A 13448-nucleotide genomic window follows, 5' to 3' on the forward strand; every position below is an offset into this window, starting at 1 on the left:
CGCCTTGGTCAATCGCCCCGCCAGGCTGCCGCGATCGGAGGCGGCACCATGCTGGAACTGCGCATCCCCTCGCGGCGGGAGCTTATGGAGTATGTCGCGGCGCTGGAGGGCGGCTGGACCCCCTCCACGGTGCGGGCCGCGGCGCTGGCGGCCGAACATCTGGCGGCCATCGAGGCCGATCCGGACGCCTTCCTGGCCAGCCTGCACGACCCGGAGGCGAGGGGCGCGCCGGTGCGGATGCCGGATGGCTCGCTGAAGCCGCGGCTGCCCGGCATGACCTTCTGGATCTGGCAGGACGGTTTTTGCGGGAATATCGGGCTGCGCTGGCAGCCGGGCACCTCCGAGCTGCCACCCCATGTGCTGGGCCATGTCGGCTACAATATCGTCCCCGCCCGGCAGGGCCAGGGCATGGCCCGCCAGGCCCTGGCCCGGCTGCTGCCGCTGGCCGCAGCCCGCGGCCTGGACTGGGTGGAGCTGACCACGGACCCGGCCAATATCGCCTCCCAGCGCGTCATTTTGGCCTGCGGCGGTGTGCTGGTGGAGCGTTTCCGCAAGCCGCCCGAGCAGGGCGGCGGCGACGCGCTCCGCTTCCGCATCGCGCTGCCGGCTGATACTCCGCCCTCGTGAGGCAGGAGCGGGCGATGCGGATCGACGAGCAGCGGCATTGGGACCGCCTGATGCAGATGGCGCAACTCGGCGCCATTCCGGGCGATGGCGTGAACCGCGCGGCACTCACCGACCTCGACCAGCAATCGAGGCGCCTGCTGCTGTCCTGGGCGGCGCCACTTGGCCTCGCGCCTTCCGTCGATGCGCTGGGCAATCTGTTCCTGCGGCATGAGGGGACGGACCCGTCCCTGCCCGCGGTGCTGACCGGCAGCCACATGGACAGCCAGCCCAAGGGCGGCCGCTTCGACGGCATCTGGGGCGTGCTGGCGGCGCTGGAGGCGGTGCAGGCGATCCGCGAGGCCGGCATCGCCACGAGGCGCGCCATCGAGATCGTCGCCTGGACCAATGAGGAAGGCGGCCGCTTCGCCCCCGGCTGCATGGGCAGCATGGCCTTTTCCGGGTTTCGCCCACCCAATGCCTGGGACGATGTGAAGGACCAGGAGGGGCTGCGCTTCGGGGACGAACTGGCCCGGCTGCTGGCGGCGGAGGCGGACATCCCGCGCCGCCCGCTCGGCTTCCCCCCCTTCGCCTATGTCGAGCCGCATATCGAGCAGGGGCCACTGCTGGAGGCGGAGGGGCTGGATATCGGCGTGGTCACCGGCATCCAGGGCAGCCGCTGGTTCCTGGTGGAGATCGCCGGCAAGACCGACCATGCCGGCACCGCGCCGCTCTCGCTGCGCCAGGACGCGGTGCAGGACATGGTCCGCGCCATCGCCGCGCTGAATGCGCTGACGGCGGACCCGGAGGACGTGCTGCGCTTCACCGTGGGCCGGGTGGAGGTTTTTCCCAATTCCTCCAATACGGTCGCCGACCTGGCGCGCTTCAGCATCGACCTGCGCCACCCGGATGCGGCGGTGCTGACGGCGCGCGGCGATGCGGTGGCGGCGACCGTCCAGGCGGCCATGACGACCTGCCGCGCGACGGTGACCGAGACCTTCCATGCCCTGCCCGCGCGCTTCGACCCGATGGTGCAGGAGGCGATCGAGGCGGCGACGCGGGATCTCGGGCTCAAGCCGAAGCGCATGCCCTCCGGCGCCTTCCATGACGCGCAATTCCTGGTGCCGCTCTGCCCGACGGGGATGATCTTCATTCCCTCCCGCGGCGGCATCAGCCATCATCCGGCGGAATACTCCTCCCCCGCCCAGGTGGCGCGCGGTGCGGCGGTGCTGGCGCGGGTGCTGGTGAACCTCGCGGGGCGCTGAGGCCGGCGCGGATGGCAGAAAGTTCAGCGGCCGCGGCGCGGCGCCGCGGGGCTGCCCGTGCTATGGAGGAGGCTCGCCCGGCCCCGCCCGGCGCCCGCGCGGCGGGGCGGCCCGGGTCCCGGGCACCCACTGCGCCGCCCCCAGGGGCGGCCGGCGCGCCGTCTTTCGGCCACCGAATGCTGCGAGGCGGATGATGCCCGAAGGCTTGAGCGAGGGCACGGCGGCAGGGCCGGCCGAGCCGAGGATCGACTGGACGCAGACCCCGCTGGGCGCCCGGCAGGACTGGCCGCCGGCGCTCTCGATCGTCTACCGGCTGATGATGCACTCGCGCCAGCCGATGTTCATCGCCTGGGGCGAGGATCTGACCTTCCTCTACAACGAGGCCTATGCGCCCATCCTCGGCGCCCGCCACCCGGGCGCGATGGGCCGCCCCTTCCGCGAGGTCTGGGCCGACATCTGGAGCGACATCCTGCCGCTGGTCGAAAGCGCCCTGGCGGGCCATTCCTCCTGGCACGAGAACCTGCACCTGGTGATGACCCGGCACGGCTATCCGGAGGATACCTGGTACACCTTCTCCTACAGCCCGGCGCATGACGAGCAGGGCCGCATCGCCGGCCTGTTCTGCACCTGCATCGAGACCACCGGCCAGGTGCTGGCCGAAAGCGCGCTGCGGGAGAATGAGGGCCGCTTCCGCGCCCTGCTGGATGCCGCGCCGGCGATGATGTGGGTGACCGACCGGCAGGGCAACTGCACACACCTCAACCGCAGCTGGTACGCCTTCACCGGCCAGACCCCGGCCACCGGCCTGGGCAAGGGCTGGCTCGAGGCGGTGCATGCCGAGGACCGCCCGGTGACCGCCCGGATGTTCGAGGAGGCGGTGCGCAACCGGGCGCCGCTGCGCATCGAATACCGGTTGCGCCATGCGGATGGCCGCTGGCGCTTCGCGATCGACGCGGCGGAGCCGCGTCTGGATGCCGCGGGCACCTACCTCGGCCATGTCGGCTCCGTGCTCGATATCACCGAGCGGCGGGAGGCGGAGGAACGCCAGACCCTGCTGGCGCGGGAAGTGGACCATCGCGCCAAGAACCTGCTGGCGGTGGTGCAGGCCGCGGTCCGGCTGACCCGCGCGCCGGATGTCGCCACCTTCTCCCGCACCCTGCAGGGCCGCGTGGCCGCGCTGGCCCGGGCGCAGACCCTGCTGGCCGCCGAGAGCTGGGCGGCGGCGGATCTGCGCGGCATGCTGACCGGCGAATTGCTGCCCTTCATCGGCGAAAGCCCCGCCCAGCAGGCCCGGGCGACGCTGGAGGGGCCGGATGTGGCGCTGCCCGCCGCCACCGCCCAGCCGCTGGCCATGCTGGTGCATGAGCTGGCGACCAATGCCATCAAGCACGGCGCGCTGTCGCTGGAGACCGGGCGGCTGCGGGTGCGCTGGACCGTGGAAGCGGACCGGCTGCGGCTGGCCTGGACCGAAACCGGCGGCCCGGCCGTGCCCGGCACGCCGCAGCAGCCCGGCTTTGGCACGCGGGTGCTGGATGGCACGGTGCGGCGACAGCTCGGCGGGCGGATCCTGATGGACTGGCGCCCCACGGGCCTGGCCTGCCTGCTGGAGGTGCCGCTGACCGCCCAGGCGGCGGAGGAGGCCGGGCTGCCCTGGACCACACCAGGCTGAGGGGGGCCAGGCTGAGGGGGCCTGCCATGCCCTGGCGGGCCTTGCCTGGAGGGCGGCCAGGGCGCAGAAGGCGGCCGCTCCCACACGGCCAGGCGCAATGAACGACCGCATCTCCCTCCCCAAGGACCGGATCAAGATCCTGCTGCTGGAAGGCATCGCCGATAGCGCGGTGGACCTCTTCGGCCAGGCCGACTACGCCAATATCCAGCGCGAGAAGAAGGCACTGGAAGGCCAGGCGCTGATCGAGGCGGTGAAGGGGGTGCATATCCTCGGCATCCGGTCCCGCACCGAGGTGACGGAGGAGGTGCTGGCCGCGGCCGACCGGCTGATCGCCATCGGCTGCTTCTGCATCGGCACCAACCAGGTGGATCTGCGCGCCGCCGCCCGCCGCGGCATCGCGGTGTTCAATGCCCCCTTCAGCAATACCCGCAGCGTGGCGGAACTGACGCTGGCCGAATCCGTGATGCTGATGCGCGGCATCGTCGACAAGTCCAATGCCGCCCATGCCGGCGGCTGGGACAAGTCCGCCGCCAATAGCTGGGAGATGCGCGGCAAGACGCTGGGCATCATCGGCTACGGCAATATCGGCAGCCAGCTTTCGGTCCTGGCCGAGGCCTTCGGCATGCGGGTGATCTACCACGACCACACGGGCAAGCTGCCGCATGGCAATGCCTCCCCCGCCGCCAGCCTGCACGACCTGCTGGCGCAGGCGGATGTGGTGAGCATCCATGTGCCGGAGACGCCGGACACCATCGGCATGATGGGCGCGCGCGAATTCGCCGCCATGAAACCCTCGGCCATCTTCATCAACAATGCCCGCGGCACCGTGGTGGATGTGGAGGCCCTGGCCGCGGCGCTGCGGGAGAAGCGCATCCTGGGCGCGGCGCTGGACGTGTTTCCCGAGGAGCCGAAGCGCAACGGCGATGCCTTCGTCTCCCCCCTGCAGGGCCTGCCGAACGTCATCCTGACCCCGCATATCGGCGGCAGCACGGCGGAGGCGCAGGACCGCATCGGCGCGGAGGTGGCGCGCAAGCTGGTGGACTATTCGGACAGCGGCGCCACCATGGGCAGCGTGAACCTGCCCAACGTCCAGCTGCCCGCACGTCCCACCGGCGCCCGCTGGACCCACCTGCACCGCGACGCGCCCGGCATCCTGTCCCAGATGAATGCCTGCTTCGGCCGGCGCGGGCTGAACATCGCGGCGCAGTACTACCAGACGGATTCCGAGCTCGGCTACGTGGTGGTGGAAAGCGTCGAGGCGCGGGCCGAGGCAGAGGCGATCCTGGCCGAGCTGCGCGGCCTGCCGGGCACGGTGCGCGCAAGGTTGATCTACGAGAGGCGCTGACGCGGTCGCCTTTCGCTTCGCCCGGGTACACAATGTTCCCGAAGGCGAAGGGAAGACGCGCGGCATGGCAACCTTGATCGGCGGCGAGAGCGGGGACTATCTGGACGCCTTCTCGGGCTCCGAGGCCGATGTTCTCTTCGGAATGGGCGGCGAGGATGTGCTGATCGGCGGTTTGGGCGCCGATATCCTCTCGGGCGGCGCCGGCAATGATTTGCTGGAGGGTGGAGGCGGTGCCGACCGGCTCTCGGGTGGCGAGGGTGCGGACACCTTCCGCTTCCAGAGACCGGCGGAGGTGGCTGGGGATACCATCGGCGATTTCTCGGCGGCCGACCGTCTGCTGTTGACCTTCGCCAGCGGCTGGCGCCTGCTCGGCTCGGCCCCCTTCAGCGGGGCGGGGTTGGAGATCCGGGTCACCACCTTCACCCAAGGCAGCGAGCTTGCGACGCGTCTGGAAATCGATGCCGATGGCCTGGGCGGCCCCCCGGTGGTGCTCACGCTCGCCGGCCAGCATGATTTCACCCTCGGCAATGGCGGCGTGCTCACCAAGGTGACGCCCCTCGACCGCCTCGGCACCTCCGCCGCCGAAGCCATGAATGGCACCGCGGGGGCGGATACGCTGCTGGGTGCCGGCGGCAATGATACGATGCGCGGCGGCGATGGCCGGGATTCCATGCATGGCGGCGCCGGCGACGATGTGCTGCGGGGCGGCCTGGGCGCCGATACGCTTTCGGGCGGCGTCGGGGCGGATATCTTCATCTACCCGCTGCTCGCCGAGATCGATGGCGACGTGATCCGCGATTTCCGGGCCGAGGACCGCCTGACCCTGTCCGGGCTGGCCGGCTTCACCTTCCTGGCCGATGCGGCCTTCACCGGCACGGCCGGCGAGTACCGCTACAGCCTGGCCAATGGCCGCGGCCTGATCGAGCTGGATCTCGATGGCGATGCCCTGGCCGATGCGAGCATGACGCTGCTTGGCCTCACCGGCCCGCTGGTGCAGCGCTTCGCGGGCAGCCTGACCCTGCAGATCGGTGACCGGCTTGATCGGCTGGGCACGGCGGCGGCGGAGACGCTGCAAGGCAGCCAGGGTGCCGACAGCCTGGTGGGCATGGGCGGCGCCGACCTGCTGCGCGGCGGCGCTTTCCAGGACACGCTGGATGGCGGCGAAGGGGCGGATACCCTGGACGGCGGCAGCGGTGGCGACCGCCTCCTCGGCGGCACCGGCGGCGACCTTCTGCTGGGCGGCGAAGGCGCGGATTCGCTGCTGGGGGGCGAGGGCAACGACACGCTGGTGGGTGGCCTCGGCGCCGACAGCCTGTATGGCGGAGAGGGCGCGAATGTCTTCGTCTTCCGCTCGATCGCCGAATTGCAGGACGACTTCCTCGCCCCCACCACATGGCAGGACCGCATCGACCTCTCGGCCCTGTCGGGCTTCCGCTTCCTCGGCGACCTGCAATTCGACGGATCGCCGGGCGCCATCCGGCAGACCTCGCAGGGCCTGGAATTCGACCTGGACGGCGATGGCACGACCGATGTCAGGCTCTACCTGAATGCGCCGCTGGCGGAGACCGCGCCGGGTAGCCTCGTCCTGCAATTCGTCCAGGGCCAGTGGGAATATGGCGACGACACGGCGGAGACGCTGACCGGCGGCGCCGGCGCGGACACGGTGCAGGGCAATGGCGGCGACGACCTGCTGGCTGGCGGCGCGGCGGCCGACTGGTTGCGCGGTGGCGACGGCGCCGACACCCTGGTCGGCGGCAGCGGCATTGACGTGCTCGAAGGCGGCAAGGGCGACGACGTGCTGGTGGGCGGCCTCGGCGCGGAGGGCATGGTGGGCGGTGCCGGCGCGGACCGCTTCGTCTTCAACTCGGTCGAGGAACTCGGCTGGGACCCGGTGCTGCAACGCTTCACCGGGCGCGACTGGATCGGCGATCTCGACTTCGACGATATCATCGACCTTTCGGCGATCCCCGGGCTGCGCGTGGTGCAGGCTTTCACGGGGCGGGCCGGCGAGGTGCTGATCACGCCGGATGCGCTGGTCATCGATTTCGATGGCCGCGGGCTGGTCACGCCGCTCGCCCAGATGCCCGGCCTCTACACCGCGCTCGGGGGTTCGCCGACCAGCGGCGACCTGACCGAGATCACGCCCGGCAGCGGGCTTTTCCAGCGCCAGCCGGTTCTTCTCACCGGCACGGAGGGCAACGACTTTCTGGGCAGCCAGGGCGCCCGCAGCATCATCCGCGGGCTGGGCGGCGACGACGCGCTGAGCAGCATCGGCAACTACCGTCGCGACACGCTCGAAGGCGGGTCCGGGGAGGACAGCTTCGTGGTGCAGTGGCAGGGCAGTCGCAGCACGGTCATCACAGATCTCGAGGTCGGCGAGACGGTGCAACTAGTCAAGGACCCGGACTACTACTACGAGGCGCCTATCCTGGCCTATCGTGGCGACGGCGCCTTCACAGGCGGCGTGCCGGAGGCGCGGCTGGCCCAGAATGTCTGGGTGGATGACGTCTTCCTGCAAACCGCCCTGCTGGTGAACAGCGGCGGCGATACGGCGCCCGAGATGGCGCTGGACCTGAACGGCTTCGCCGGTACGCTGGTGCTACAGGGGAGCGGACCCTTCGCCACCACCCTGCTCGCGGTCGACCAGGTGCTGTAGCGACGGCCGACTTGGGTCGTGCGGCAAAATGCTCTAAGCCGCGCCCCCTCCCCGGCCCAAGGCAGCGTCCGCATGCAACCCGTCATCGGCATCGATTTCGGCACCACCAATAGCGTGGTCACCGCCCAGGCGGCCGATGGCAGCGTGCGCGTGCTGCGGCATGCGACGGATGACGTCTTCCGGTCCGTCCTGTGCTTCTGGAACGGCGCCGATGGCCGCACGAAGCACGCCGCCGGGCCCGCCGCCATCGAGGCCTATCTCGACGACCCGCTCGATTCCCGCCTCATCATGTCGATGAAGAGCTACCTGGCGCAGCGCAGCTTCCAGGAGACCCGCATCCTGGGCCAGTCCTGGGCGCTGGAGCCGCTGGTGGCGGTCTTCCTGCGCGCGCTCCTCGCCCCCTTCCGGGATGACCTGGCCGGCGCCCGCGTGGTGGTCGGCCGTCCCGTGCGCTTCGTGGGCGAATCCGCCGATGACGCGCTGGGCGAGCAGCGGCTGCGCCGCGCCTTCGCGCTGGCCGGCATGGAACAGGTGCAGGTGGCGCTGGAACCCGCCGCCGCTGGCCACCGCTTCGCCCAGGCGCTGGACCGGCCCGCCACGGTGCTGGTGGCCGACTTCGGCGGCGGCACCAGCGACTTTTCGCTGTTGCGCTTCGACCCCGGGCCGCCGCGGCGTGTGACGGCGCTCGGGCATGCCGGCGTCGGCGTCGCCGGTGATGCCTTCGACTTCCGGATCATCGACCGCGTCGTCTCTCCGCTGCTGGGCAAGGGCGGGACCTATCGCGTCACCGGCACGGAGCTGCCGATCCCCCCCGCCTGGTACGCCAGTTTTGCCCGCTGGCACCTGCTGTCGCTGATGCGCGCGCCGAAGACGCTGCGGGATATCGAGGCGGTGGCGCGCACGGCGGAACATCCCGAACAACTCCACCGCCTGGTGCGGCTGGTGAAGGATGAGGCGGGCTATGCGCTCTACCGCGCCGTCTCCACCGCCAAGGCCGACCTCTCCCGCGCCGAGAGCGCCACGCTGCGCTTCCGGCACGCGGATTTCGAGGTGGCGGCGGAGATCACCCGCGCCGATTTCGAGGGCTGGATCGCCCCGGAACTGGCCCAGATGCGCAGGGCCGTCGATGCCGCGCTGGCCGATGCGGCGCTGCCGGCCGAGGCGGTGGACCGCGTCTTCCTCACCGGCGGCTCCTCCCTCGTCCCCGCCGTCCGCCACATCTTCACCGATCGCTTCGGCGAGGACCGGGTGGTGGCGGGCGGCGAGTTCGTGTCCGTCGCGGAGGGGCTGGCGCTGATGGCGGCGTAGGTCAGTACAGGTTCGCCGCCAGCCGGGCCGGCGCCTCGGCATCGTAGGTCGCGGCGTCGAAGGCGCCCGCCGTCGCGGATTTCAGGAACTGTCCCGCCGTCGGCACGCCCGCCGGCCGCGGCGTATCGCCCCAGAGGCCGGAGCGCAGCAGCGCGCGGGCGCATTGGAAATAGACCTCCTCCACCGCGATCCGCAGCACCGTCGCGGGCGCCCTGCCCTGCTCCGCCAGCTGGGCGCAGAGCGCCGGGTCGGCGGTGATGGTGCCGCGGCCCGCCACCCGCAGCGTCTCCCCCACGCCGGGGATCAGGAACAGCAGTGCGACGCGCGGATCCCCCACGATGTCGCGCAGCGCATCCAGCCGGTTGTTGCCGCGCCGGTCCGGCAAGGCGATCTCGGTGCCGGACAGCACGCGGACGAAGCCCGGCGCATCGCCGCGGGGCGTGCCATGCACCGCGCCATCGGCCCCGCGCGTGGACAGGATGCAGAAGGGGCTTCGGGCGATGAAGTCGCGGCTCGGAACGTCGATGTCGCGGCGTACCTTCAGCAGCGAATTCGCATTCGCCTCGCCATACAGCGCCTCCAGCGCCGCCAGGCTGGTCACGGCATGCGGGTCACTCATCGTCCATCCCCTATCTGCGCAGCGTCGGCGCCGGCTGGCCGTCGAGCACCACATTCACCACGGCCGGCCTGCCGCTGGCGAAGGCACGCGCCAGCGCCGGGGCCAGCTCCCGCGCATCCGTCACCTGCTCGCCATGGCCGCCGAGCGCGGTGGCGATCATGTCGTAGCGCGTGCCGGATGCCAATTCGCAGCCATGCGCGCGATTGGCGCCATAGTCGCGCAGCTGGATCTGGTGCTCGGCATTCCAGCGGCTGTCATTGCCGATGACGGCGACGAAGGGCAGGCCGTGCCGCGCCGCCGTGTCCAGCTCCGCCATGTGGAAGCCGAAGCTGCCATCGCCCATCAGCGCGAGCGTCGGCCGCGGCAGCGCCGCGCGGGCGCCGATGGCGAAGGGGATGCCGACGCCGATCGCCCCCGCCACGCCGTTCACGATGCGGCGGCCGCCGCGCATGGTGGCCAGGCCCCATTGCCCGATCTCGCCGCCATCGCAGACGAAGGTGGCATCCTGGGTCGCCACCGCCTCCGCCACCGCCAGGCCCAGCGTGGCGGAGCGGATCGGCCCAGCCGGCGCGCCGGCCAGCGCCGCCCAGTCCGCCGGGCGCCAGGCCACCGCCTGCCGCACGCGATCGGCCCAGCCGCCCTGGGCCGCGACCGGCTGCATGACGCTGGAAAGCGCCGCGATGCTGCTGGCGGCATCGGCCACGGCCGCCAGGACCAGCCGATCCCCCACCAGCCGCTGCGCGCGGGCCACCAGCGCGCCTTCCGGCTCCAGCACGATCCAGCGGCAGGTCGCGGCGGTGGCGGGGCTGCGGCCGAATTTCAGGGTGAAGTCCAGCGGCTTGCCGACCAGCACCACCAGGTCGGCCTCCGCCAGCACCTCGGGGAAGGCGCCGAGCGAGGGGTCGGCCAGGCCGCGGGGCGATTGCATCGGCACCACCGGCAGGCCGCTCGCCGCCTCCAGCTTCGCCATGGCCGCGAAGCCCGTGGGCGTGCAGAGGGCGGGGGGCGCGATCAGCAGCGGGCGCGCGGCGGCGGCCACCGCCTGGGCCACCAGCAGCGCGCTCGGCGCACCCAGCGACATCGGGCGGCCAGCGAAGGCCGCGGCCTCCGGCACCGGAGCCGCCTCCACCTCCGCCTCCAGCACATCCGTCGGCAGGCTGAGATGCACCGGGCCCGGGCGGCCGGCCAGCGCGATGCCGAAGGCGCGCGCCACATCCTGCGCCAGCCCCGCCGCCGTCTGCGCCGCCCAGGCCGCCTTGCTGATCGGCGCGGCGAGCTCCGCCTGCGGCAGTTCCTGGAAGGCGCCATTGCCGAGATCGGCCAGCGGCGCATGACCGGACAGCAGCAGCACCGGCACTTCCCCGGCCAGTGCCGAGCACAGCGCGGCGGTGGCATTGGCATGGCCCTGGCCGCCGGTGACCATGGCGACGCCGACCTGCCCGGTCAGCCGCGCATAGGCGTCCGCCATATGCACCGCCGCGGCCTCATGCCGCGTATGCACCAGCTCGATCCCGGAGCCGACGAGCGCGTCGAAGACCTCCATGATATGGTTGCCGGACAGGGTGAAGATCCGCGTCACCCCGGCGGCCCTGAGGCCCTTCACCAGAACATCCGCACCGCGCAGTGCCATTTCCTGTCAATCTCCCCCGAGGTCCTTCGCTTGGCCGCGACAGCACCACGCGGCCATGGGGGGCACAAGATGGGGCGGATGCAACCCTGGGGCGGTGGCGCGCGGGGCGGGACTGCGGTTGGTTCGGCAGCGTGACGCTGCAGCGCCTGGAACCACCATGACCTTCGAGATTTTCCTCCTGCTCGCCGGCTGCTTCCTGGCCGCCTTCGCCTCCGGCCTCGCCGGCTTCGCCTTCAACCTGGTGGCCGCGGCCATCCTGCTGCATGGGATGGCGCCGCAGCAGATGGCGCCGGTGCTGGTGCTGGGCTCGCTGCTGATCCAGCTCGGCACACTGGGCGCCATCTGGCCCACGCTGCGCTGGCAGGTGCTGCGGCCCTATGTGGTGGGCGGCATCCTGGGCACGCCGCTCGGCGTCTGGGTGCTGGCGCGGGTCGAGGCATCCGCCATCGCCACGGGGGTGGGGCTGCTGCTGGTGGCCTTCGCCGGCCTGGCGCTGCTCGGCCTGGCGCGGCGTCCGATGGCGGCGGTGCAGGCGGGGCCCGGAGCGGATGCGACGGTCGGTCTCGCCAGCGGCATCCTGGGCGGCATCGGCGGCTTCTCCGGCGCCCTGCCGGCGATCTGGGCGGAGCTGAAGGGCCTGCGGCCGGAGGAGGCGCGCGCCATCTTCCAGCCCTTCATCGTGGCCATGCAGGTGGCGGCCGCGCTGGCGCTGCTCGCGGGGGGCTTCTTCGGCCGCGACTCCTCGCGCATGCTGCTGATGGCGCTGCCCGCGCTGGCGCTCGGCGCCTGGCTCGGCGTGCTGGCGCAGCGGCGGGTGCCGGCGGAGGGCTTCCGGCGGGTGGTGCTTGGCCTGTTGCTCGCCTCGGGCCTGGTCCTGATGCTGGAGGGTCTGACATGAGGGGTTTCGTCGCACTGGTCGCGCTGCTGCTGCTAGCCGCGCCCGCCCTGGCCCAGCCCACGCCGCCACCCGGCGCGCCGCCGGCCGAGGATTGCGGCTGCGGTGTCCCCGCCTCCCCGCGCGGGCCGCGCTAGGGAGGTTTCACCGAAAGCGAAGATGGTGAAACGGCTCCAGCCGATTGTTCTGACGCATTTTCCGAGTCGCCATGCGAAGCCGCATGGCTTGAAAATGCCCTAGGTCATCCGTGGCAGCAGGATTTCCCTGATGATCCGGGCGTTTTCCGCGCGGAGGCTGGGCAGGAAGGTGCTGGTATAGATCAGCCGCAGAGCGGCCAGGAAAGACCGATTGGCCTGGAAGAAGCGGTGCTCCTCGGCCGGCTTGTCCGCGAAATAGGCTTCGAGAAAATGCTCCAGCAGGCGCAGGCCCTCGGCATTGGGGATCTTCGTCGCCATCTCGCAGATGCCCGTCTCGGGATAGCCGTAGACGGTGCAGAGCAGCCCGATGTCGAAAAGGTAGTGGCCGCGGGAGAGGTCGCCCATGTCGATGATCACCGGCTCGCCGTCGCGGATCATGATATTGCTGGTGTGCAGGTCGAAGTGCACGCAGGTGTCGGCGTCCGGAATCCTCTGCAGCAGGCGCTGCAGCAGGGCGATCTCGCCGGGCTGCAGGACGTCGCCCATCTGGTTGATATAGTCCCGGAAGTTCGCCTTGATGTCGGGGAAGATCGCCGGATCGGCGGGGGTCGCATGGACCGTCTTTGCCACCTGGGCGAGCAGCCGGGCGTGGCTTTCGATGTTCCGCAGGTCGTTCCGGATGGTGGCGCTGAACAGCGCCGCGTCCAGCATCTCATAGACCACGCCCGTGCGGGCGCCGCAGGTGACGACGTCGAAGGAGATGGCGGTCGGGATCCCCAGCACGAAGGCGGCCTTGGCGTACTGCTTCTCCTTCTCCGCGACCTCGGCCCCGATCCCCTCCTTGTACAGCTTCACGATGGTCTCGGGGTCCAGGCGGTAGCATTCGCCGCAGACGCCCGCGGAGAGGAATTCCAGACCCTCGAGCGAGATGGCCCGGACCTTGGGCTGGCTGGGAATGAGCTTGGAGAAGCCCGTCATGTCCAGGATGTCCTGGATATCGCGCGAGACATTGGTCAGGAGCATCGTGCCGTCCACGGCCGCCAGGCGCTTCCGCGCGCGCAGGAATTCCCGCAGCCCGGCGCTGGAGACGTAGTGGCAGGCATCGAGATCGAGAACGAGATGCCGGACCCCGTCCAGTTGCATGTCCCGGCCGAGCAGCGGCGCCGTGCTGGTGTCCAGCCGCCCGGTCAGGGCCACGGTCAGGCGGTCCTCCACGCGATGCGCATCGATCTTCATGGGCTCGAGGTCCTGGCGAAGGGGAAAGCCGGGTATCGGTCGGGTGGCGACAGTTCATATCATTACGGGAGATGGGCCGGTGGTC

At 71.2% G+C, this 13448-nt stretch carries 11 protein-coding genes; 8 read left to right on the top strand and 3 right to left on the bottom strand.

Annotation, left to right across the window (positions count from 1 at the left end):
• Window positions 1-48 precede the first annotated feature (48 nt).
• From ACTIF1_RS04475 to ACTIF1_RS04500, 6 genes are all read left to right on the top strand, one after another.
• Window positions 49-627 (top strand): GNAT family N-acetyltransferase, encoded by a 579-nt coding sequence (locus tag ACTIF1_RS04475; RefSeq protein ID WP_439595176.1) that lies wholly within the window; start codon window positions 49-51, stop codon window positions 625-627.
• A 14-nt stretch (window positions 628-641) separates the two neighbouring features.
• Window positions 642-1868: a Zn-dependent hydrolase gene (locus tag ACTIF1_RS04480; protein ID WP_439595177.1), complete on the top strand. Its 1227-nt coding sequence runs from the start codon at window positions 642-644 to the stop codon at window positions 1866-1868.
• A 205-nt stretch (window positions 1869-2073) separates the two neighbouring features.
• Window positions 2074-3537 (top strand): sensor histidine kinase, encoded by a 1464-nt coding sequence (locus ACTIF1_RS04485; RefSeq protein ID WP_439595178.1) that lies wholly within the window; start codon window positions 2074-2076, stop codon window positions 3535-3537.
• A 97-nt stretch (window positions 3538-3634) separates the two neighbouring features.
• Complete coding sequence (gene serA / locus ACTIF1_RS04490; protein ID WP_439595179.1) at window positions 3635-4882, top strand: phosphoglycerate dehydrogenase; 1248 nt, start codon at window positions 3635-3637, stop codon at window positions 4880-4882.
• A gap of 64 nt (window positions 4883-4946) precedes the next feature.
• Entirely contained in the window at window positions 4947-7538 is a 2592-nt protein-coding gene (locus ACTIF1_RS04495; RefSeq protein ID WP_439595180.1) for a calcium-binding protein, read from the top strand.
• Between the two features lie 72 nt (window positions 7539-7610).
• On the top strand, window positions 7611-8846 hold the full coding sequence (locus tag ACTIF1_RS04500; protein ID WP_439595181.1) for an Hsp70 family protein: 1236 nt from the start codon (window positions 7611-7613) through the stop codon (window positions 8844-8846).
• A gap of 1 nt (window position 8847) precedes the next feature.
• Here the strand turns inward: ACTIF1_RS04500 and ACTIF1_RS04505 are convergent, their stop codons facing one another.
• Entirely contained in the window at window positions 8848-9465 is a 618-nt protein-coding gene (locus tag ACTIF1_RS04505; RefSeq protein WP_439595182.1) for a pyridoxamine 5'-phosphate oxidase family protein, read from the bottom strand.
• A 10-nt stretch (window positions 9466-9475) separates the two neighbouring features.
• Window positions 9476-11095, bottom strand: coding sequence for a thiamine pyrophosphate-binding protein (locus ACTIF1_RS04510; protein WP_439595183.1), 1620 nt, complete (start codon window positions 11093-11095; stop codon window positions 9476-9478).
• A gap of 157 nt (window positions 11096-11252) precedes the next feature.
• On the opposite strand from ACTIF1_RS04510, the gene ACTIF1_RS04515 reads away from it, so the two are divergent.
• The gene (locus ACTIF1_RS04515; RefSeq protein ID WP_439595184.1) at window positions 11253-11993 is read left to right on the top strand and encodes a TSUP family transporter; all 741 of its coding nucleotides are present in this window, start codon (window positions 11253-11255) and stop codon (window positions 11991-11993) included.
• Entirely contained in the window at window positions 11990-12127 is a 138-nt protein-coding gene (locus ACTIF1_RS04520) for a hypothetical protein (RefSeq protein ID WP_439595185.1), read from the top strand. Before ACTIF1_RS04515 ends, ACTIF1_RS04520 begins: the two co-directional genes overlap by 4 nt.
• A gap of 99 nt (window positions 12128-12226) precedes the next feature.
• On the opposite strand, the gene ACTIF1_RS04525 is transcribed toward ACTIF1_RS04520, so the two are convergent.
• Window positions 12227-13363, bottom strand: coding sequence for an anti-sigma factor antagonist (locus tag ACTIF1_RS04525; RefSeq protein WP_439595186.1), 1137 nt, complete (start codon window positions 13361-13363; stop codon window positions 12227-12229).
• Between the last annotated feature and the right edge of the window lie 85 nt (window positions 13364-13448).

Origin of the sequence: Falsiroseomonas sp., from assembly GCF_051860665.1 — a bacterium.
Lineage (GTDB): Bacteria > Pseudomonadota > Alphaproteobacteria > Acetobacterales > Acetobacteraceae > Falsiroseomonas.